The sequence below is a fragment of the Kitasatospora sp. Ki12 genome, assembly GCF_054601375.1.
In genome coordinates this window covers 1,067,565-1,086,924 of record NZ_BAAIHT010000003.1, presented here as the reverse complement: position 1 = coordinate 1,086,924, position 19,360 = coordinate 1,067,565, and the positions used below count along the sequence as shown (strand labels likewise).

Genomic DNA, 19,360 nt, shown 5'->3' with positions numbered 1-19,360 from the left:
GTGCTGGGGGTGCTCGGCGACCTCGTCGAGGACATCGTGGTCTGGGTCGACGGCCCGTTGCGGCACGGCACCGACTCCGGCGCCCGGGTCTTCCGGCGGCGCGGCGGCAGCGCGGCCAACGTCGCCTGCTTCGCGGCCGACCGGTACCCGGTCCGCTTCCTCGGCTGCGTCGGCGAGGACGCGGTCGGGGACGGCCTGGTCGCCGAACTGGGCGGCCACGGCGTCGACGTACGGGTCTCCCGGCGCGGACGGACCGGCAGCGTGGTGGTGCTGATCGACCGGGAGGGCGAGCGGACCATGCTGCCCGACCGGGGCGCCGCCACGCTGCTGGAGCGCGTCCCGGACTCCTGGCTGGCCGGACTGACCCACCTGCACGTTCCCGCCTACTCCTTCGACGGCGAGCCGGTCGGCGCCACGGCGGTGGACGCGCTCGCCCGGGTCCGGCAGGCGGGCGGGACCACCTCGGTGGACGCCTCCTCGACCGGCATGCTGGAGCAGTTCGGACGGGAGCGCTTCCTCGCGCTGCTGGCCGAGTTGGCGCCCACCTTCCTGTTCGCCAACCGCTCCGAGTCCGCCTTCCTCGGACTGCTGGCGGACGGCCTGCCCGGGCCGGAACGCGCCCGGCTGGCGGCCACCACGGTGGTCACCAAGGCCGGCGCCGAGGCGACCACCGTGGACGTGCCCGGCGAGGGGCTGTTCACGGTGCCGGTGCCGCCGGTGGCGGAGGTGCGCGACCTCACCGGGGCCGGGGACGCCTTCGCGGCGGGGTTCCTGGCCGCGTTCCTGGACGGCGGTGGCCCGGCCGGCGGGGGCGCGAATGGCGGAAGCCTGGACGGCGGGGGCGCGGACGGCGGGGACCTGCTGCGGCTGGCGGCCGCGCTCGGCCACCGCAGCGCGGCCCGGGTGCTGGCCTCGCCGGGGGCCTCCTGCGGGGAGGCCACCGTGTGACGAGGGCGCCGAGGAACGCCCGGTGCGCTCAGCGCAGGGCGTCCTTGCGCAGGAAGCGCTTCAGCTTCTGCCACGGCCAGGTGTTGATCACGTCCTCGGCAGTGAGCCACCCGCGCTGCGCCGTGCCGATGCCGAAGCGCGGGTAGGCGAGCTGCGGCGTGGCGTGGGCGTCGCTGTCGACGCTGAACCGCACGCCGTGCCGCCTGGCCCGCAGGATGTCCTCGTCGCGCAGGTCGAGCCGTTGCGGGGAGCTGTTGACCTCGATCGCGGTGCCGGTGCGCGCGGCGGCCTCGAACACCGCGTCGAGGTCGACGTCGATCGGACCGCGGCTGCCGATCCGCCGGGTGGTCAGGTGGCCGATGACGTGCACGTACGGGTTCTCGCAGGCGCGGATCAGCCGGCGGGTCTGGGCGGCGCGGTCGAGGGTGAAGTGCGAGTGCACCGAGGCCACGCAGACGTCGAAGCCGGTCAGGAACCCGGGCGGCCAGTCCACGCCGCCATCCGGGCCGATGTTCAGCTCGGTGCCGTGCAGCAGCCGCATCCTCTTGTGCCGGTCGGCGAGTCCGCGCAGCCGCTCGCGCTGGGCCAGGATCTTCTCGTCGGTCATCCGCTGCATCACCAGGTCCGGCGCGTGGTCGGTGACGGCGAAGTAGGAGTAGCCCCGGGCGGCCGCGGTGTCGATCATCTCCTCCAGGGTGGCCAGCCCGTCGGTCAGGTCGGTGTGCGTGTGCAGGTCGCCGCGCAGGTCGGACTCCTGGACGAGGTCCGGGAGTTCGCCGTTCAGGGCGGCCTCGATCTCGCCCCGGTCCTCGCGCAGCGGCGGCGCGATCCACGGCAGGCCGAGCGCCGCGTACACCTCGTCCTCGGTCCGGGAGACCACCTTGGCGCCGCCGTCCACCTCGAACAGCCCGTACTCGGAGAGCTTCAGCCCGGCCCGTACGGCCATCGTGCGCAGCTTGATGTTGTGCGCCTTCGAGCCGGTGAAGTAGACCAGCGCCGCGCCCCAGTCCTCCTCCGGGACGACCCGCAGGTCCACCTGGACGCCCCGGTCGGTGCGCACCGAGGTCTTGGTCGTCCCGCTGCCGATCACCTCGGCCACGTACGGGAGTCCGGTGAGCGCGGCCATCAAAGGGGCGGAGTCCTCGGCGGTCGCGAGCACGTCGATGTCGCCCACCGTCTCGCGCATCCGGCGCAGCGAACCGGCGTACGCGCAGCGGGTGCAGCCGGGGACGGCGGAGAGCGCGGCGACCAGCTGCTCGGCCAGCTCGGTGGCGGCGTCCAGCAGGGTCCGGCCGCCGGACTGCCGCACCAGCTCGATGCCGTGCAGGATCTTCTCGCCGCTGCGCTCGCCGAAGCCGGCCAGGCCGGACAGCCGGTCGGCGCGGACCGCCTCGGCGAGTTCGTCCACCGAGGTGATGCCGAGGTCGCGGTAGAGGGCCAGGGCGCGCTTCGGGCCGACGCCGGGGACGGCCGTCATCTCCCGCACGCCGGCCGGGATCTCGGCGCGCAGGGCCTCCAGGGCGGTGATCCTCCCGGCGGAGAGGTACTCGGCGATCTTCTCGGCGGTGGACTTCCCGACGCCGGGGATCTTCTGCAGGCCCTTGACGTCCAGGCCGGCCAGGTCCTCGGGGTGGCCGCCCACCGCGCGGGCGGCCTTCTCGTAGGCGCGGGCCCGGAAGGCGTCCCCGCCGGTGATGTTGATCAGGTCGGCGTACTCCTGGAGCAGCTCCCTGACCTGGTCGTTGAGCCGGGGCATGGGGCAAGTCTAGGTTCGGCGGGGCGGGTCCGCCGGGTGTGCGGCGTCCGGCGCGGGGTCTTTGATGTGGGGCCCGCGGCGGGGCTGTCGTGGAGCCTGCCGCGGGGGCCCGGTCATTCGTGGGCGACGGTCAGCAGCAGCACCACGGTCAGGCCGCCGCCGGGGGTGGACTCGACCGCGAGCCGGCCGCCGGCCGTCAGGACCAGGCTGTGCAGGGCCGGGCCCGCCGGGCTGTCGGAGCGGATGCCGGCGAGCAGCCACTCGCGGGCCTCGGGCAGCACGTGGGCGCCCCGGTCGGAGATCCGGATCTCCACCCGGCCGCGGCCCCGCCCGCCGTACCGGCCGTCCTCGCGCGCGGGGCCCCGGCCGACGCCCGGGCCCCGGGCCGCGGACGCCCGGCCCGGCGAGCGCCAGACGGACGGGCCGGCCGCCACGTCGGCGCGGACCAGGACCCGGCCACCGGGCGGGTTGCGGCGGATCGCGTGGTCGACCAGCCCGGCGAGGGCGGCCTCCAGCCGTCGGGCGTCCCCGGCCACCACGGGCAGCCCGGGCGCCATCCGGACGGTGACGGCCGCCGACCGGCCGCCGCCGCGCACCACCCGGCGGACCACGTCGGCCACCTGGACGTGCCGGGCCGTCGGCTCGCAGCCGGCCTCCCGTCCGGTCCACCGCAGCCGCTCCAGCTCCGTCCGGGAGAGCGCCCTGGGCGCGGCCATGGTGCCGGACTGGAACGGCGCGAGGCCCTCCTCGCCCTCGGCGGTGGCCGGCCCGCCCGCCCGTCCGGTGCCGGTCCTGCGCCCGGTGCCCCCCGTGCCGCCGAAGGCCGCGATCGCTCGGGCCCCCGACGTGACGTAGCCCCAGAGACTGCGTGTCATCGCCCTGCCCCTCGTGCCCCACCGGCGGCCGTCATCGGTTCCGCGGCCGACCGGGGCGGGCCGCTTCCCTGGCCCTCCTGCCAGCGTGCGCCTCACCCGGCCGGGTGACAATCCCGCTCCCGGTCGCGAAGCCGGCCCCGGCCCCCGCCGAGCGGCCGGTCGCGCACCCGCCGACCGGCGGGGCGGCGCCCGTGACCAGGGGCGGACGGACCGCAGAGAAGTCTTCGCGAAAAATCCTTTGCAAAGGACTCTTTGCGGTTCTACGCTCCTGCCATGACCGAGAACCGCGGCTGGAAGCACAGTGACGACCCGGACACCGCCATCACCGCCCGGGGGATGCGGGCGATGGCGCACCCCGTGCGCATGCAGCTGGTCGGGCTGCTGCGCAAGCACGGCCCGTCCACGGCGACGAAGCTCGCCGCGCGGCTCGGGCTCAACTCCGGAGCCACCAGCTACCACCTGCGCCAGCTCGCCGCCGCGGGCTTCGTCGAGGAGGACCCGGAGCGCGGCAACGCCCGTGAGCGCTGGTGGCGTTCGGCCCAGCGGCTCACCGTCTGGACGGTGGACGACATGGCGGACGAGGACACGGACACGGCCGTCGGCTTCCTGCGGTCCGTCCTGGCCGCACACACCCTGACCAGCCGGCGCACGCTGGACGCCTTCGAGACCATGCCGCGGGAGTGGCGCCGGGTGGCGGACCTGAGCCACCTGATCCTGCAGCTCACGCCCGCCGAGGCCGAGCAGCTGTCCGGCGAGCTGTCCGAGGTCCTCGGCCGCTACCGCCGGATCGACGTCGACCGGCCGGCTCCGGAGGGCACCGAGCAGGTCTCCGTGATCGTCCACGTCCTGCCGGACCCGAGCACCACCATCACCGAGGGGGAGACCGCATGCACGGAGGGGGAGAGCGCACACGCGGAGGGGGAACGCGCGTGCGCCGAGGGGGAGACGGCACACACCGAGGGGGAGACCGGATGACCGCCGCCGCCGTCGAGCCGCCCGTGCGCAGCTTCCGGCCGCTGGCCGGGGTGCTGACCGCCACGGCCGTCTCCATCACCGGGACGCGTGTCTCGGCCATCGCCCTGCCCTGGTTCGTCCTGGCCACCACCGGCAGCGCCACCATGACCGGCCTGGTCGCCTTCGTCGAGATGGCGCCGTACGTGCTGGTCAAGGCCCTGACCGGGCCGGTGGTCGACCGGCTCGGGCCGCGGGCGGTGTCCTGGACGACGGACGCGGTCAGCGCCGCCGCGGCCGGGCTGGTGCCGCTGCTGCACGCGCGGGGGCTGCTCCCGTTCTGGGTGCTGCTGGTGATGGTCGCGGTGATCGGCGCGATGCGCGGCCCGGGGGATCTGGCCAAGTCGGTCATGGTCCCGGAGGCCGCGGACCACGCCCGGGTGCCGCTGGAGCGCGCCACCGGGCTGTCGGGGGTCACCGAGCGGCTGGCCTCCACCATCGGCCCGGCCGCCGGCGGCGGGCTGGTCGCGCTGCTGGGCCCGCTGGCCGGGCTGGCGGTCAACGCGGCCACCTTCGCCCTCGGGTCGCTGATCATCGCGGTCGCGCTGCCGCGCGGCATGGGGCGCCCGGTGGTGGCCGGCGGGCCGGTCGATGGGGCGGCCGACGGGTCGGCCGTGCCGTCGCCCAGGGGGGAGGGGCAGGACGGCGGTTACTGGCGGATGTTCCGTGAGGGCTTCACCTTCCTGCGGTCCGAGCCGCTGCTGCTCGCGGTGATCGTGATGGTGGGCGTCACCAACCTGCTCGACGCCGGCTTCTCCACCGTCCTGGTCCCGGTCTGGGCCCGGGAGTCCGGCAACGGCCCGGCCGCCATCGGCCTGACCGCCGGCGTCATGGGCGCCACGGCGGTGGTCGGCAGCCTGATCGCGGCGGCCGTCGCGTCCCGACTGCCCCGCCGGACGGTCTTCTTCGTCGGCTTCCTGCTGTGCGGTGCGCCCCGCTTCCTGGTGCTCGCGCTCGGGGCGCCGATGTGGGCGGTGCTCACGGTCTTCGCGATCGGCGGCTTCGGCTCCGGCTTCCTCAACCCGATCCTCGGCGCGGTGCTGTTCGAGCGGGTGCCCCGCCGGCTGCTCGGCCGCGTCCACGCCCTCGGCGACTCCCTGGCCTGGGCCGGGATCCCGCTCGGAGGCTTGGTCGCGGGCGCGTCGGTCGCCCTGTTCGGGCTGATACCCAGCCTGCTGGCGGCCGGTGGCGTCTACTTCGCGACCACCTCGCTGGCCGGCCTCCGGTCCGAGTGGCGAGAGATGGACCGCCTCCGGGGCCGCGCGGGCGGCGCGGCCGCCGATGGTCCGCCGACCGCGGAGACCGAGCGGGAGCCGGCTGCGGCGCGCGGGTAGCAACCGTCGGCCGGGCCGTTCATCTCAGCGGTTCGGCGGCCTCGGAGACGGCTGGGCGGCCCGCCCACCGGAGCAGCAGGAGACTGGCCACGGCGGCGAGGGCGCACCAGGTGGAGACGAAGGCGAGGCGCCAGACCAGGGCGCAGACGAGGGCGCCCACGGCGGTGACGAGCCCCAGGTGCCGGAGCAGACGGTCGCCGCTCACGAGGAGGGAGCCGATGGTGGCCAGGAGGTAGCCGCTCAGGAGAAGGGCCGGGTGCGGGACGCCGATGGCGTAGCCCAGGGTGTGGCCCCGCTCGGTGGCCGTCACCGGACGCGCGGCGACGGCCACGGCCAGCGGGACGGCGACGGCCGCGCCGAGCAGGGCGAGCCCGGCGAGCACACGCCGGCGCGGCCCGGCGGTCGCGCACCACACCGAGGCCGGGACGAGCACGGGCAGCAGCGGAAGGGCGATCACCGCCCAGGCGGTGCGGGCCGCGTCGGCGAGGGCGTCGGGCAGCCCACCGTCCGTACCGAGCCAGACCAGCGCCTCGATCAGCTGGTGCAGCCCCAGCACCAGGGGGAGCGCGGCCAGCGGCAAGCGCTCCGGCCGGCCCGCCCGGTGGGCCCGGACCAGGCAGGCCACACCGACGGCCGCGACCACCCCGCCGGCCACGGCGTCCGCCTGCGCGCTCCAGCACATCGGGGCGCTAGCCGGGCCGCTGCCGGCCGCCGTCGGGGTCGCCGTCGGGCGGGCCGTCCTCAGGGCCGTCCTCGTTCTCGGTGCCGGACCCGTCCCCGACCCCTTCCCCAGCCCCGACCCCGACCCCTTCCCCGGACCCGTCCTCCGGCGCTGCCCCGATGCTCTCCAGGGTGTCGCGGACGGTGCCGGGCATGGCGGGGTGGCGGCCGATCACGATCACCCCGATCACGATGGCCAGCAGCCCGGCCGACTGCCAGGCCAGCGCGCCCGGGGTCACCCGCAGCCGGTCGCCGAGGAAGCCGACCGCGCAGGCGATCCCGGCCAGCGGCTGGGCGGCGGTCAGCGCCGGCAGCGACATCCGCAGTGGCGCGGCTTCGAAGGCGCTCTGCACCAGGAGCAGTCCGACCACGCCCGCCACGATCACCGCGTACGGCTGCCAGCTGCGCAGCACCGGCCCCAGACCCTCGTGGTCCAGCCGCAGGGTGGTGGTCCGGGTGAGCGCGTCCTGGAGGCCGTAGAGCAGTCCGGCGGCGAGCGCCAGCAGGGTGGCCTCCTCGAACAGCGGCAGCCGTCGCGCCAGCGAGACCAGCAGCACGACCAGTCCGACCACCGTGCCGACCACCAGCCAGTGCCGCAGTTCCCCGGCGGGGGCCCCGCCCCCGGTCGGCTTCCCGGCCACGATGAACGCCGTCACCCCGAGCCCCAGCAACAGCACCCCGGCCCAGCCGGAGCGGCCCAGGGTCTGGCGGGTCAGCACCCGGGAGAGGGCCATCGCGAAGAGCAGGTTGGTGGCCAGCAGCGGTTCGACCAGGGACACCTCACCCTTGTTCAGGGCGAGCGCGGAGAGGATCAGACCGCTCACCATGAACCCGGTGCCGAGCAGCCACTGCGGCATCCGCATCAGGTCCAGCAGCAGGCGCCAGTGCAGCAGATCGGCACGGGGGGCCCGCTGCGCCGCGTGCTGCTGGAGGACGAAGCCGAGTCCCAGACAGCAGGCCGCGCTGAGGGCGAGGAGGAAGACCACCACGGAGGGACCACCAGGTTGTCGCTGCCCGCGCCGCGCCGACGAGTCCGAGGTGGGCGGCGGTCGCGGCCGCTCCCGTCAGCGTACCGCCGGGGCGGCGCCCGGGCCGATCGGACGGGACGGCCGGAGCTCGGCCGGACCTTGGCCGGACCTTCGCCAGGGGCGGACCCGGGCCGCCCCGCCGGGTGCCGTCCGCCGCGCTTGCCGCCACGGGCGGGGCAGGCGCACGCTGGTGTGAGCGGCCGCCACGGGTCACCGTCCGTGCCGGTCCGGACAAGGCGCGACGGGGGCCGGCGCCAGGAGGTGTGGCATGCACAACCAGTGGGACGTGGAGCTGACATTCAACGAGGACGGCGTGCACACGGCGTGCGACGCCAGGTTGACCGGCGCGCGGGCGCCGGGCCTGAGCGCGCACGGCGAGGCCGTGAAGAGCGCCGAGGACCGTCCGCTCGCCAGGATCGGCGAGGAGGTCGCGGCCTCCCGCGCCCTGGAGGAGCTGTCCCGCAAGCTGCGGGCCCAGGCCACCGGGGAGATCGACGACGAAGGGCGCCGCCCGGGCTACCTGGTCTACTGACGGACGGATCCGCCTCCGCCCCCACCGGCACAGACCGGGCCGGGCCGGGTCGGGCGCCGCGTCGTACTGCCGGGCGGGGGCGGGCAGTTGGGTCGTACCGGGCACGGCGCCCGGGTGTTCTGCGGCGCCGACCGCGCCCGTACAGTGGGGTGATGACCTCTCCGTCGAAGAACCCGCCGCGCCGGCCGCGCCCGATCGCCGAGGGGGAGCGCGAGGCTGCCGTGACGCGCCTTCAGCAGGCCTACGCCGAAGGGCACATCACGCACGAGGAGATGGAGCTCCGGCTGCACGAACTGCTGACCGCCGGCACGCGCGGCGACCTGGCGCGGGTCCTGGACACCCTGCCGGAGGAGGAGCCGGGCCCGACGTCCGTGATCTCCGCCGCCACCGGACGGATCCGGCGCGGCGGGGCCTGGACGGTCCCCCGGACGCTCAGGATCGAGTCCGCGATGGGGCGGGTACGGCTGGACCTGTCCCGGGCGGTCATCGAGCATCCGGTGATCGACATCGAGCTGAGCCTGGGCACCGGCGGGGCCGCCATCACGGTGCCACGCGACGCCGTCGTGGACATCGAGGGCCTGACGACGGGCTGGAAGACCACGCTCTACCGGCCCCGGCACCCCGCCCGCCCCGGCGGACCGACGATCCGGTTCAGCGGCGCCATCGGGTTCGGCCGGGTACGGATCCGGCACGCCTGGCGCTGAACACCGGCACCTGGGCGCGTGGTTCCGATACCGGCTGGGATCGCCGGTTCTGCTTCGAGCATGCCGGAAGGGTGTCCGGCACCGGGTTATGACGACCGAAGGGCCGGACACCCTCCTGACGTCACTCTACGAGCAGATCGATGATCACCTGCCCCGAACGCGCTGGTCGGGGCGCTCGCCCCGGTCGACCGACGCCAAACTGCTCTGCCTGGCTGTGGCCGTGGCCGGGTCAGGTGCAGGCGACGAGGGGGCTCGGGCCCTACGCGAGGAAGTCGACGAGGCGCCGGTTGACCTCGGGGGCGGCGGCCGTCGGCAGGTCGTGGTGGGTGGCGTCCGGGAGGACGGCGACCTCGGCGGAGGGGAGGGCGCGGCGGGCGGCGTCGGCGATCCGGGCGGGGTCGTGGGTGCGGCTGCGGGCGGCGAGGAGGGTGAGGACGGGGGCGGTGAGGGTGCGGAGGCGGGCGGGGGTGGGGCGGGGGCCGGTGACGACGCGGGAGGCGGGGAAGTCGGCGTAGCCGAGGGCGTAGAGCTCGCGCCAGTCGGGGTCGAGGTGGTGTCCGCCGCCGGTCTCCCAGTCGAGGTAGGCGCGGGCGCGGGCCGGGGTGCGGCCGGGGAGGAAGAGCGGGAGCGCGCGCAGCAGGTAGCCGGGGCGGAAGCCGGCGAAGCACTGGGTGGGGTCGAGCAGGGCGAGCCGGCGGACCCGGCCGGGGGCGTGCAGGGCGTACTCCAGGGCGATCCAGCCGCCGTACGAGTGGCCGCAGAGGTCGGCCTCGGTGACGGACAGTCCGTCGAGGACGGCGTCCAACCAGCCGAGCAGCCCGGGGACGCCGTCGAGTGCGGCGCCGTCGTGGACGCTGCGCCCGGGGTCGCCGATCAGGTCGACGGCGAGGACGCGGTGTCCGGCCCCGGCCAGGGTGGCGGCGTTGGCGGACCACATGGTGGAGGTGGCGCCGCCGCCGTGGAGGAGGACGAGGGGGCGTCCGTCCCGTGGGCCGCAGGCGTTGATCCGGGTGGTGCCGTGGTCGGTGCGGACGGTGAGGGCCTCGACCGGGACGGGCCAGCGCGCCAGCAGGGCGTCGTAGGCGGCCAGGAAGCGGGCGGTGCGGGCGGACATGACGGGCCTCCGCGGGTGTGGTGTGATGGCGCGCGGAAACACTCGCCCACCATGCATCTCGTTCGGCAAGTATCTCGCTGAACGAGAGAATAACGGGACGGGCGTGATCGAGGAAGCGTCATCGAGGAAGCCATCGAGGAGGGCCGACGGGTGTCCGAGGTTGAGGAGCCGATGCGGCTGGTGCACCTGCTGCGCGGGCTGACGGTCGAACTGGATCTGTTCGGGGCCGAGTTCGCGTCCCGCAACGGTCTGCACCCGACCGATCTGCGGGCGCTGATCCATCTGCTGGACGCCGCCCGAGCGGGGGAGGTGGTCACCCCGGGCCGGCTCGGCGAGGCGCTGCACCTGAACTCGGCCGGCACCACCGGCCTGGTGGACCGGCTGGAGCGGCTCGGGCTGATCCGTCGCGAGCGCGACCCGCAGGACCGGCGCCGGGTGCGGCTGCTGGTCGAGGAGCGGGCGATGGAACTGGGCCAGGGCTTCTTCGGCGGGTTGATCGGTGACCTGCTGGCGGCGATGGGGCGGTTCGAGCCGGGGGAGCTGGCCGTGGCCCGGCGCTTCCTGGAGGCGATGGCCGAGGTGGTGGCCACCGCCCGGCAGCAGGAGTGAGCGGGAGCGGACGTAGGCGAGAAGCAGGCGGGAAGTAGGGCGAGAAGTGGGCGGGAAGCGGGCGAGGGGCTACGCCGGCCCGAGGGTCCAGCTGATCACCGACAGCGTCGCCATCGACACCAGCGTCGACCAGAGCACCGCGTCCCGGGCGAGCAGCGTGCCCTGCGCGTACTCACGGGCGTAGGTGTACACGTTCTGCGCGGTGGGCAGTGCGGAGAACAGGACGACGGTGAGGAGTTGGTGGGCCGGCAGGTGGAGCAGCGGGCCGGCGACGGCGAAGGCGGCGAGCGGCTGGATCAGGGTCTTGACGGCGACGGTCAGGCCGACCTCGGCGCGGCGCGAACGGCCGTCCGCCGGCGGGCGGTTGTGCAGCGAGATGCCGAGGGCGATCAGGGCGGTCGGCACGCCGGCACCGCCGAGCAGCTCGCAGGAACGATTCAGCTCGGTGGGCAGGTGCACCCCGGTCGCGGAGACGACGGCGCCGAGTGCGGTGGCGAGCAGGATCGGGTTGCGCACCGGCAGGGTGAGCAGGGCTCGGCGGCCGGCCGCGCCGCTGTCCAGCACGGCGAGGACGGCGGGGGTGACCAGCAGGATCTGGAACAGCACCACGGGGGCCACGAAGGAGGCGTCACCGAGCACCTGCATGGTCACCGGGATGCCCAGGTTCGCGGAGTTGACGTACCCCGAGGCCATCGCGCCGATGGCCAGTTCGCCGCGCTTGCGGTCGAAGAACACGCGTCCGGCGAGCAGTCCGAGTCCGGTCGCTATCGCGGTGCCGGCGGCGAAGGCCGCGATCGAGGGGTTGGCGAACCGGTCCAGCGGGGTGCGGGAGATCATCAGGAAGAGCGCGGCCGGCATCGCCACGTGGAAGACGAACCGGTTGAGCACCGCCTCGGCGTGCGGCCCGAGCAGCCCGGTGCGGCCGACGACGTAACCGACTCCGGTGAGCGCCCAGATGGGAGCGAAGCCGGACAGCAGAGGATGCAGGGATGGCATGGTTCCTCGGATCGCTCGGACGAGTCTGCCGGGTGCGGCAGGGGTTTCCGCCGGGGGCGTCAACTCCCTGGCTGGTGAACCCTCGAAGCCGTGAACCCCCGGGGCAGTAAACCAGTGACCGTCCACGCGCTGATCACGGGCCTACGATGAGCCGAGGGGGAGGCGACGGACGAACCGGGGGAAGCCCGTGGTCGGACCGCTGGACCAGGTGATGGATCAACCGATGGACGAACCGATGGACGAACCGAGGGGTGGGCCGGTGGACGATCCGGCGCGGGAGCAGCGGGAGCAGCGGGAGCAGCGGGAGCAGAGGGACGAGCCGGGCGGCGGGCCGACGGCGGACGGGTTCCTGAGCCTGTCCGAGGTGGAGGCGATCGCCCGCCGCGCCCACCGGGGACAGGTGGACAAGAACGGCCACCCGTACGGCGAGCACATCGCGGCGGTCGCGCACGGGACGGCCGCGCGGGGCGGCAGCGCGGCGCAGATCGCGGCGGGCTGGCTGCACGACACCGTCGAGGACGACCGGCTGAGCCGGGAGTGGCTGGCGGCGGCCGCGCTGCCCGAGGAGACCAAGGCGATCGTGGACGCGCTCACCCGGCGCTCCGGGGAACCGGTCGAGGAGTACGCGGCGCGCATCCTGGCCACGCCCGGCGCCCTGCTGGTCAAGTGCGCCGACCTGGCCCACAACTCCGACCCGGCCCGGCTGGCCGTGCTGGACCGGGCGACCGCCGAGCGGCTGGCCGCGAAGTACGCGCGGATGCGCGAGCTGCTGGGGCTGACGGGCGAGCCGTAGGCCGGGAGGTGCGGGCGGGTCGGCGGTGGAAACCACGAGAGGGCCCGGGCCACGCGGATCGCGCGGGTCCGGGCCCTCTCGGGCACCCCGGTGGTCCCTGTCCGACCCCGGGGTGAGGGGGAGTGGTCAGGGGGCGGGAGGGGATACGTGGGCCGACGGGGCCGGCTTAGTACCAGTGGTGGTTCTGCCAGAAGGCCCAGGCGGCGTTCGGGCTGCCGTAGCGGGAGTTCATGTAGTCCAGCGCCCACTTGATCTGGGTGCTGGGGTTGGTCTGCCAGTCCGCGCCGGCCGAGGCCATCTTGGAGCCCGGCAGCGCCTGGGCCAGGCCGTACGCGCCCGAGCTCGGGTTGGTCGCGGTCACGTTCCAGCTGGACTCGTGCGAGATGATCTGGCTGAACGAGGCCAGCTGGTTCGCCGGGACGATCTGGGCGGCGATCGCCTGCGGGGAGGCGGTGGCGGCGTTCGCGGTGGCGGGCAGGACACCGGCGCCCAGGGCGGTCAGACCGGCGGCGCCGGCGAGAATCGCGGCCGAAGTACGCATACGGAGCTTGAAAGCGGGCATGAAGAACAAGACCTCAATCAGGTTGGGCCGGGTCGCGCCCCGCCCAGGACCCACGGCCGGACAGGGGCCAATGCGGTCACGGGGTGCGACTCGGCAGTAAGCCGTTCACCGGCGGGACAGGAGCCGGTGCGGCTGACGACTGAGCCATTGTTGCCAGACCGGATCGGCCGTCGCCAAGACCCCCTCGTTACGACCGGCGGTCGTACGGCGCGCGGTCGCCGTGGATTCGAAGGGCCGGTCGCGCGAAGCGCGCCGACCCGTTCTGACCTGCGCGAACATGGGCTACGGGGGGCCAGGGGCGGCCCCGCACCGCGCGGCGGGGACTACTACGGACCGTCGTGGACGCTGAATCCGTGTGAGCGCACTCACCGTTTGAGCCGTTCGGGCCGTCACCCGCCGGTCCGGGGGAGGAACTTTGGGTACAGACGATCAACGCGGTGGGTGAGACCGGGGCCACGCCCTGCGACCCCTCGGGGGAGTGATCGACCGGTGGACAGCCGGCTGTCGGCCGGCTGTCGGTCGGCGAGCGGTCGGCAGGCGGTCAGTGGCCGGTCAGTGGCCGGTCAGCGGAGGTCGCCCAGCCGCCGGTGGCGGACGGCCCTGGCGGCGAGCCGGTCCGCGTCGGGCGTCGCGGTGAGGGCGCCGAGCGCCGCACCGACCGCCCGGCCGAGCCGGGCGCAGAAGGCCTCCGGTTCGTCGGCGGCGTCCGGCAGCTCCGGGATCACCTCGTCCACGAGGCCGACCTCCGCCAGGTGGTGCGCCCCGATGCCCTGCGCCCGGGCCAGCTCGGCGGCGTGCCCGCCGTCCCGGTGGACGATCGCCGAGGCCCCCTCGGGCGGCAGCGGCGCCAGCCAGGCGTGTCCGGCGGCGAGCACCCGGTCGGCCGGCAGCAGCGCGAGCGCGCCCCCGCCCGAACCCTGGCCGAGCAGCACCGCCAGCACGGGGGTGCGCAGCGCGAGCAGGGTGGTCAGGCAGTGCGCGATCTCCACCGCGACGCCCTCCCGCTCGGCCCCGGCGGACAGCTCGGCGCCGGCCGTGTCCACCACGGTGACCAGCGGCAGTCCGAGCTGCTCGGCCAGGCCGGCGGAGCGCCGGACCGCCCGCAGGTCGGCGGCGGTGAAGGGGCGCTCGTGCTCAGGGGTCTGCCGCTGCTGGCCGACGACCAGGACGGGCCGGCCGCCGAGCACGGCGAGCGCGCGGACCAGGGCACCGCCGCGTCCGCCGGGGGCGTCCAGCAGCACCAGCTCTTCGGCGGTGTGCCGCAGGAACTCGCGGGTGCCCGGACGGTCCGGACGGCGGGTGCGGAGCACGGAGTCCCAGGCGTCGGGGGCGGCCGGCTCGGTGGAGGGGGCGCTGACAGAGGTGGAGGACGTGGAAGGGGTGTCGGTGGCAGGGGCTGCCGTCGGAGCGTCGGCCGGTGGCGTCGTGCCGAGGACGGCGAGCGTGCGGCGGACCAGCTCGCGCAGCTCCTGCGGCGGTACGACGGCGTCCACCAGTCCCTGCTCGGCCAGCGTCTCGGCCCGCTGGACGTCCGGCGGCAGCTCCACGCCGCGCAACTCCTCGTACACGCGCGGGCCGAGGAAGCCGAGCCGGGCGCCCGGCTCGGCGAGGACCAGTTGGCCGAGGGTGCCCCAGGAGGCGAAGACCCCGCCCATGGTGGGGTTGCGCAGATAGGTGAGGTAGGGGAGACCGGCCGCGCGGTGGGCCTGGACGGCGGCGGTGATGCGCAGCATGCAGAGGAAGGCCGCGGAGCCCTCCTGCATCCGGGTGCCGCCCGAGACCGGCAGGGCGAGCAGCGGCAGGCGTTCGGCGGTGGCGCGCTCGACGGCCCGGGTGATCCGTTCGGCGGTCGCGACGCCGATCGAGCCGCCGAGGAAGCCGAACTCGGAGGCGACCAGGGCGACCGGCCGGCCGTCGATCAGGCCGCGGCCGGTGAGGACGGCCTCGTCCAGGCCGGTGCGGGCGCGGGCCCGGTCGAGCGAGGCGCGGTAGCCGGGGTCGGCGGGCGGGCCCGGGGTCGGCTCGTCCCAGCCGTGGAAGCTGCCGGGGTCGACGAGCAGGCCGATCAGCTGGTGCGCGGTCAGCGCGGTGGAGGGCCTGGCGACTCCGGCGGTCCCGGCGGCCTCGGGGGCTTTCCGGGCCGTGGGGTGCGGTGTCGCGGTCGGTGCCGTCCGTGCGCCGTCGTCGTCGTTCGCAGCCATGTCGTCCACCCCGTCAGAGCTCGTTCCGGCCCATCATGATCCGTCACTCTATGCGGCGCGCTCCGGGCGCGGCGAGGGCCCGTGGGGCGGAGGAGGGCGGCTCCGAGGCTAGTTTGACGACGGTCGATCCTTGTGTTGTCCGGGCGGTTCGTGGACGGCGTCGGCGAGTGGGCGGGGAAGCGCGGCGGGGGTCGAAGTACGCGCCAAGTCCTGCTAGGTAAAGGGGAGTTACTCACTGGTTAACATTTGGATGGAGGGCTTCCGGATTTGACCGTGTCTCGCCAGACTGGGGACATGTCTCGCACTCTACGCGCGTGGAAGTCCCGCGCTGCCGCCGTCACCGCCGTCGCCCTGATGACCCTCGCGCCGCTCGCCGTCACCACGGAGGCGCACGCCACCGTGAGCGGAACGGTCTGCCTCTCCGCGCTCCCGCCGGAGGCCGGCGACACCCTCGACCTCATCGCCTCCGACGGGCCGTTCCCCTACTCCCAGGACGGCGTGGTGTTCCGGAACAGCGAGCGCGTCCTGCCCAGCCAGTTCTCCGGGTACTACCACGAGTACACCGTCGTCACCCCGGGCTCCCGGACCCGCGGGGCCCGCCGGATCGTGACCGGTCAGGGCAACCAGGAGGACTACTACACCGGCGACCACTACGCCACGTTCTCCCTGATCGACCAGGGCTGCTGACCACCCCGGCACGACGGCGGCCCCGGCACACTTCCCCACCGGGGCCGCCACCGCCCCCGTCGACCCGTCGCACCCGCCGACCCGTCGACGGTTCGATCCACCGCACCCGCCGATCCACCGCACCCGCTGACCCGCCGCACCCGCTGACCCGCCGACCAGTCGACGGGCCGGCGGGCTCACAGCTCGGACGGCCCCCAGGCGCTCACCGACAGCTCGTCCCCGACCCGCAGCGAGCCCGGCCGCAGCACGGAGAACTTGCTGCCGAACGCGACCCCGCCCGCCGCGGCCCGGCGGTACCGGGCCAGCGTGCGCAGCGGCTCCGGCCCGGCCTTGGCCCCGCTGGACTGGTCCACCATCGTCACCGCGCAGCGGATCGCCAGCTTGGTGTAGCCCAGTTCGGCGCCGCCCACCGTGAGGCGCCGGACCAGGTCCTCGGTGTGCGGCTCCGGCCAGCCGTCCACCACCAGGTTCGGGCGGAACCGGTCCACGGACAGCGCGGCGGCACCCGACAGCTCGTTGAAGCGGTCCAGCGTGGCACGCGACAGCAGGTGCACGGCGCTGCTGTCGGCGTAGCCGGAGGTGCCCGGGGTCAGACCGTCGGTCACCCGGTCGTGCTCCGGCGGCACCCGGACCAGCCGGCCGGGCACGCCCAGCACCTCCGAGAACCAGTCCGCCGCCTCCTTCCCCTGGTCGATGCCCAGGAACGGTGCGCCGAACAGCCGCACCTCGCGGCGCGGACCCTCGGTGTCCACCGCGACCGTCAGCGGCTCCACCCCCGCGGCGGCCAGCGCCAGCACCCGGCCGCCCTCCAGCACCACCGGGCGGACGGCGGCCAGCAGCGGGTCCCGGCGCTGGGAACGGAACACGCCGAGCTCGTCCACCACCATGAACTCCCGGTCATGGGCCAGCCCCGCCGGCGTCAGCTCCGCCCGCGCCGCCGACACCCCGCCGCACCCCTTCACCGGGTAGTACCGCAGCTCCGTCACCGTGGCCATGAATTCCCCCGCCCCCGTCGATCTTTCCGGACCCGATCGATCCGTAGGGTAGTTGAGCGGTCCACTCGCCCCGCGCGGGACCCCGCTCGACCACCGCGACCGGGCCGGTCAGGTCGTCGGCGGTCCACCCGCCCCGCGCTTGCTAGGGTCGGACGCATGGCACCGAGCAGCGCGAACCCTCCGGGACGGCTCCGGCGAGACGCGCAGCGCAACCGGGACCTGCTGCTCGCCGCCGCCCGCGACATGTTCTCCCGGAACGGCCTGGACGTGCCGCTGGACCAGATCGCCAAGGAGGCCGGCGTCGGCAACGCCACCCTCTACCGGCACTTCCCGACCCGCGAGGCACTCATCGGCGAAGTGTTCGCGGACGCCGGAGCCGGCCTGGCCGCCGCGGGAGAAGAGGCCCTCGCCACCGACGACGCCTGGACCGGCCTCGAACGGTACTTCGGCCGGATCTTCGAACTCGTCGCCGCCGACCGGGGCGTCAACGACCTGGTCACCCAGGCCATCCCGGCCATCCCCGGCATGCTGGAGATCAGCCGGCAGCACGCCACCACCGTCGGCACCCTCATCGCCCGCGCCCAGGACCAGGGCACCATGCGGCGCGACGTGGTCACCATGGACCTGCTGTTCCTCCTCGGCCCGCTCTGCCGCGCCCTGCCCGCCGCCACCGAAATCCGCCCCGACCTCTGGCGCCGCTACCTCGCCCTCCTCCTGGACGGCTTCCGCGCCCGGGCCGCCCACCCGCTGCCGGTCCCGCCGATCGGCGAGGAACACCTCGACCGGATGTTCGCGGACCTCTGGGAAGCGGAGACACCGGCGACCCCCGAGGGCTGAGCAGGGCTGCGAAGGGCCGAGCAGAGAAAGGCTGAGCAGGGCTGAGAGCGGCGGCCTCCCGGCATCAGGGACGCGTACGGAACACCCGGCCCCGCGTCAGAGCCCCGTCAACGAGCGGTGGCCGCCCGGCCGTGGGGCGCTTTGCTGGGCCCGACGGTCCGCGGTTCGGCGGTCTGAGGTTCGGCGGGCCGCGACAGCGGCGACAGCAGCGGGAGGGGCGGAGCATGGCGGGCAGCGGTGCGGACGGGAGCCGGATCGTGGTCGGCATCAGCGGCTCGCTGGGCAGCCTCGCCGCCCTCCACCACGCCGTCGCCGAGGCCCGCAGGACCGACACCGAGGTGCTCGCCGTACTCTGCTGGACCCCGCCCGGCGACGAACTCGGCTACCGCCGCACACCCTGCCCGCCGGTGGTCACCGCCGGCCGCGACGCCGCCGTGGCCCGGCTGCGCCAGGCCCTCGACGAGGCCTTCGCCGGCCGGTACGCGGGCGTGCGGCTGAGCTGCCAGGCCGTCCGTGGCGACACCGGCCACTCCCTGGTGCGCTGCGCCGACCGCCCCGGCGACCTGCTCGTCCTCGGCGCCGGCCGCGAACGCGGCCGCCTCGCCCGGCTGGTCCACCCCTCGATCACCGCCTACTGCGTCCGGCACGCGAGCTGCCCCGTGCTGGCCGTCCCGCGCCCGCCGCTGCAACGCGACCTCGACGCCCTCGAACGCGGACACGGCCTGCGGGCGCCGGCCGTACGGAACTGACCGGCCGCGCCCGGACCGGCCCCGCCCGGACCTGCGGCGTCGCTAGGCCAGTCCTGCCGCCTCGGCGAGGACGGCGGCCGTGCGGCGCCCGGCCGCCACGGTGCCGGCGTCGGTCGCGGGCACGCAGCGTCGGGCCTCGGGGCTGTAGCGGGTCATCACCACGCCCGCGTGGTCGGTGGGGAGTTCGAGACTCCGCACCGCCGACATCTGCTTTGTAAGAGCAGCGCTCAACAGCTGAGTGTGCTCGACGTCCACGATGGAGTCGGCCGTGCCGTGCACCAGCCAGAGCGGGACGGGGGAGGGACTCGCCGCCAGGTGGTCGAGCGGGGCGTCGCCGGTGGTGACGGCCGGGTCGGCGTAGCGCGAGGCGATGCCGACGGCGGCGGTGGGCCGGAGTTCGGCGGGCGTGCTCGGGTGGGTGGCCACCGCGACGGCCTCCCGGCCGCCCCAGGACCAGCCGGCCAGTACGAAACGGGCCGGGTCCCCGCCGAACCCGGAGGCGATGCGGCGTGCCGTGGCGAGGGAGGCGAACAGCTCGGCGGCGCCGCCGTCCGCCCCCTGCGGGTCGAAGTCCGGGACGAGCACCAGCAGTCCCAGCCCGGCGGCCTCCTGGGCCAACGGCCGCAGCACATCCCGCTCGTCCGCCCCGCTGCCGTGCCACAACAGGACGACCGGAGCCGGCCCACCGGCAGCGCCGACCGGCCGGTGGACGTCCAGAAAACGACCGTCGGTATACGGAACGACCTCGGGTTCAGGGCGGGTCATACGGGGTTCGCCTCCGATTCGGTGACTGATCACTGAACTGGTACTGTACTTCTTGTCGCGAGGGAGATGATTCCTCGTCAGGCGTCAGCGGTGCTACCAGAGCACGTCCTACTTTCAGTAGGAAGAGTCCGTGCGATCCGGGCC

The 19,360-nt window shown here is 75.0% G+C and carries 20 protein-coding genes; 10 read left to right on the top strand and 10 right to left on the bottom strand.

Translation table 11 applies throughout. The annotated features are described in order from the left end of the window. Complete coding sequence (locus ACYP53_RS35430) at positions 1-948, top strand: carbohydrate kinase family protein (protein ID WP_459650471.1); 948 nt, start codon at positions 1-3, stop codon at positions 946-948. 28 nt (positions 949-976) lie between these two features. On the opposite strand, the gene polX is transcribed toward ACYP53_RS35430, so the two are convergent. Both polX and ACYP53_RS35420 read right to left on the bottom strand, forming a co-directional pair. Further along, positions 977-2,704 (bottom strand): DNA polymerase/3'-5' exonuclease PolX, encoded by a 1,728-nt coding sequence (gene polX, locus ACYP53_RS35425; protein ID WP_459650470.1) that lies wholly within the window; start codon positions 2,702-2,704, stop codon positions 977-979. Positions 2,705-2,817: 113 nt separating this feature from the next. Beyond that, on the bottom strand, positions 2,818-3,579 hold the full coding sequence (locus ACYP53_RS35420; protein ID WP_189917421.1) for a histidine kinase: 762 nt from the start codon (positions 3,577-3,579) through the stop codon (positions 2,818-2,820). 273 nt (positions 3,580-3,852) lie between these two features. On the opposite strand from ACYP53_RS35420, the gene ACYP53_RS35415 reads away from it, so the two are divergent. After that, a complete protein-coding gene (locus tag ACYP53_RS35415; RefSeq protein ID WP_459650469.1) occupies positions 3,853-4,554 on the top strand; it encodes an ArsR/SmtB family transcription factor in 702 nt (233 codons plus the stop codon). Next, a complete protein-coding gene (locus tag ACYP53_RS35410) occupies positions 4,551-5,924 on the top strand; it encodes an MFS transporter (protein ID WP_459650468.1) in 1,374 nt (457 codons plus the stop codon). Before ACYP53_RS35415 ends, ACYP53_RS35410 begins: the two co-directional genes overlap by 4 nt. A 19-nt stretch (positions 5,925-5,943) precedes the next feature. Here ACYP53_RS35410 and ACYP53_RS35405 read toward each other — a convergent pair whose 3' ends face one another. Further along, positions 5,944-6,606: a DUF6629 family protein gene (locus ACYP53_RS35405; RefSeq protein ID WP_459650467.1), complete on the bottom strand. Its 663-nt coding sequence runs from the start codon at positions 6,604-6,606 to the stop codon at positions 5,944-5,946. A 7-nt stretch (positions 6,607-6,613) separates the two neighbouring features. Then, a complete protein-coding gene (locus ACYP53_RS35400) occupies positions 6,614-7,633 on the bottom strand; it encodes a DMT family transporter (RefSeq protein WP_459650466.1) in 1,020 nt (339 codons plus the stop codon). A gap of 307 nt (positions 7,634-7,940) precedes the next feature. Between ACYP53_RS35400 and ACYP53_RS35395 the strand changes: the two genes are divergently transcribed. Then, positions 7,941-8,204 carry a dsRBD fold-containing protein gene (locus ACYP53_RS35395; RefSeq protein ID WP_189917431.1) on the top strand — a complete coding sequence of 88 codons (264 nt, stop codon included), beginning with the start codon at positions 7,941-7,943 and terminating at the stop codon, positions 8,202-8,204. Between the two features lie 152 nt (positions 8,205-8,356). After that, entirely contained in the window at positions 8,357-8,908 is a 552-nt protein-coding gene (locus tag ACYP53_RS35390; protein WP_459650465.1) for a DUF1707 SHOCT-like domain-containing protein, read from the top strand. A gap of 259 nt (positions 8,909-9,167) precedes the next feature. Here the strand turns inward: ACYP53_RS35390 and ACYP53_RS35385 are convergent, their stop codons facing one another. Then, a complete protein-coding gene (locus tag ACYP53_RS35385) occupies positions 9,168-10,022 on the bottom strand; it encodes an alpha/beta fold hydrolase (RefSeq protein ID WP_459650464.1) in 855 nt (284 codons plus the stop codon). A gap of 171 nt (positions 10,023-10,193) precedes the next feature. Between ACYP53_RS35385 and ACYP53_RS35380 the strand changes: the two genes are divergently transcribed. After that, on the top strand, positions 10,194-10,631 hold the full coding sequence (locus tag ACYP53_RS35380) for a MarR family winged helix-turn-helix transcriptional regulator (protein WP_459650956.1): 438 nt from the start codon (positions 10,194-10,196) through the stop codon (positions 10,629-10,631). A 69-nt stretch (positions 10,632-10,700) separates the two neighbouring features. Here the strand turns inward: ACYP53_RS35380 and ACYP53_RS35375 are convergent, their stop codons facing one another. Beyond that, positions 10,701-11,627: an AEC family transporter gene (locus ACYP53_RS35375; protein WP_459650463.1), complete on the bottom strand. Its 927-nt coding sequence runs from the start codon at positions 11,625-11,627 to the stop codon at positions 10,701-10,703. 235 nt (positions 11,628-11,862) lie between these two features. Here ACYP53_RS35375 and ACYP53_RS35370 point away from each other — a divergent pair, with 235 nt between their 5' ends. Then, positions 11,863-12,420 carry an HD domain-containing protein gene (locus ACYP53_RS35370; RefSeq protein ID WP_459650955.1) on the top strand — a complete coding sequence of 186 codons (558 nt, stop codon included), beginning with the start codon at positions 11,863-11,865 and terminating at the stop codon, positions 12,418-12,420. Between the two features lie 166 nt (positions 12,421-12,586). On the opposite strand, the gene ACYP53_RS35365 is transcribed toward ACYP53_RS35370, so the two are convergent. Beyond that, positions 12,587-12,961, bottom strand: coding sequence for an aggregation-promoting factor C-terminal-like domain-containing protein (locus ACYP53_RS35365; RefSeq protein ID WP_229928701.1), 375 nt, complete (start codon positions 12,959-12,961; stop codon positions 12,587-12,589). 584 nt (positions 12,962-13,545) lie between these two features. Then, positions 13,546-15,183 (bottom strand): carboxyl transferase domain-containing protein, encoded by a 1,638-nt coding sequence (locus ACYP53_RS35360; protein ID WP_459650462.1) that lies wholly within the window; start codon positions 15,181-15,183, stop codon positions 13,546-13,548. Positions 15,184-15,477: 294 nt separating this feature from the next. On the opposite strand from ACYP53_RS35360, the gene ACYP53_RS35355 reads away from it, so the two are divergent. Further along, the gene (locus ACYP53_RS35355) at positions 15,478-15,870 is read left to right on the top strand and encodes a ribonuclease (RefSeq protein WP_189917444.1); all 393 of its coding nucleotides are present in this window, start codon (positions 15,478-15,480) and stop codon (positions 15,868-15,870) included. A 176-nt stretch (positions 15,871-16,046) separates the two neighbouring features. Here ACYP53_RS35355 and ACYP53_RS35350 read toward each other — a convergent pair whose 3' ends face one another. Then, entirely contained in the window at positions 16,047-16,865 is an 819-nt protein-coding gene (locus ACYP53_RS35350) for an MOSC domain-containing protein (RefSeq protein ID WP_459650461.1), read from the bottom strand. A 156-nt stretch (positions 16,866-17,021) separates the two neighbouring features. Here ACYP53_RS35350 and ACYP53_RS35345 point away from each other — a divergent pair, with 156 nt between their 5' ends. Both ACYP53_RS35345 and ACYP53_RS35340 read left to right on the top strand, forming a co-directional pair. Continuing rightward, positions 17,022-17,702, top strand: coding sequence for a TetR/AcrR family transcriptional regulator (locus ACYP53_RS35345; protein ID WP_189917448.1), 681 nt, complete (start codon positions 17,022-17,024; stop codon positions 17,700-17,702). Between the two features lie 224 nt (positions 17,703-17,926). Further along, entirely contained in the window at positions 17,927-18,451 is a 525-nt protein-coding gene (locus ACYP53_RS35340; RefSeq protein ID WP_459650460.1) for a universal stress protein, read from the top strand. Between the two features lie 42 nt (positions 18,452-18,493). Here ACYP53_RS35340 and ACYP53_RS35335 read toward each other — a convergent pair whose 3' ends face one another. After that, positions 18,494-19,216 carry an alpha/beta hydrolase gene (locus ACYP53_RS35335; protein ID WP_459650459.1) on the bottom strand — a complete coding sequence of 241 codons (723 nt, stop codon included), beginning with the start codon at positions 19,214-19,216 and terminating at the stop codon, positions 18,494-18,496. Between the last annotated feature and the right edge of the window lie 144 nt (positions 19,217-19,360).

Excerpts from the sequence above, each read along its gene's own strand:
- ACYP53_RS35355 (WP_189917444.1), top strand. The coding sequence starts at position 15,478 with ATGTCTCGCACTCTACGCGCGTGGAAGTCCCGCGCTGCCGCCGTCACC.
- ACYP53_RS35395 (WP_189917431.1), top strand. The coding sequence starts at position 7,941 with ATGCACAACCAGTGGGACGTGGAGCTGACATTCAACGAGGACGGCGTG.
- ACYP53_RS35380 (WP_459650956.1), top strand. The coding sequence starts at position 10,194 with ATGCGGCTGGTGCACCTGCTGCGCGGGCTGACGGTCGAACTGGATCTG.
- ACYP53_RS35410 (WP_459650468.1), top strand. The coding sequence starts at position 4,551 with ATGACCGCCGCCGCCGTCGAGCCGCCCGTGCGCAGCTTCCGGCCGCTG.
- ACYP53_RS35390 (WP_459650465.1), top strand. The coding sequence starts at position 8,357 with ATGACCTCTCCGTCGAAGAACCCGCCGCGCCGGCCGCGCCCGATCGCC.
- polX (WP_459650470.1), bottom strand. The coding sequence starts at position 2,704 with ATGCCCCGGCTCAACGACCAGGTCAGGGAGCTGCTCCAGGAGTACGCC.
- ACYP53_RS35375 (WP_459650463.1), bottom strand. The coding sequence starts at position 11,627 with ATGCCATCCCTGCATCCTCTGCTGTCCGGCTTCGCTCCCATCTGGGCG.
- ACYP53_RS35350 (WP_459650461.1), bottom strand. The coding sequence starts at position 16,865 with ATGGCCACGGTGACGGAGCTGCGGTACTACCCGGTGAAGGGGTGCGGC.
- ACYP53_RS35405 (WP_459650467.1), bottom strand. The coding sequence starts at position 6,606 with ATGTGCTGGAGCGCGCAGGCGGACGCCGTGGCCGGCGGGGTGGTCGCG.
- ACYP53_RS35365 (WP_229928701.1), bottom strand. The coding sequence starts at position 12,961 with ATGCGTACTTCGGCCGCGATTCTCGCCGGCGCCGCCGGTCTGACCGCC.
- ACYP53_RS35385 (WP_459650464.1), bottom strand. The coding sequence starts at position 10,022 with ATGTCCGCCCGCACCGCCCGCTTCCTGGCCGCCTACGACGCCCTGCTG.
- ACYP53_RS35415 (WP_459650469.1), top strand. The coding sequence starts at position 3,853 with ATGACCGAGAACCGCGGCTGGAAGCACAGTGACGACCCGGACACCGCC.
- ACYP53_RS35335 (WP_459650459.1), bottom strand. The coding sequence starts at position 19,216 with ATGACCCGCCCTGAACCCGAGGTCGTTCCGTATACCGACGGTCGTTTT.
- ACYP53_RS35370 (WP_459650955.1), top strand. The coding sequence starts at position 11,863 with ATGGACGAACCGAGGGGTGGGCCGGTGGACGATCCGGCGCGGGAGCAG.
- ACYP53_RS35360 (WP_459650462.1), bottom strand. The coding sequence starts at position 15,183 with ATGGCTGCGAACGACGACGACGGCGCACGGACGGCACCGACCGCGACA.
- ACYP53_RS35420 (WP_189917421.1), bottom strand. The coding sequence starts at position 3,579 with ATGACACGCAGTCTCTGGGGCTACGTCACGTCGGGGGCCCGAGCGATC.
- ACYP53_RS35340 (WP_459650460.1), top strand. The coding sequence starts at position 17,927 with ATGGCGGGCAGCGGTGCGGACGGGAGCCGGATCGTGGTCGGCATCAGC.
- ACYP53_RS35345 (WP_189917448.1), top strand. The coding sequence starts at position 17,022 with ATGGCACCGAGCAGCGCGAACCCTCCGGGACGGCTCCGGCGAGACGCG.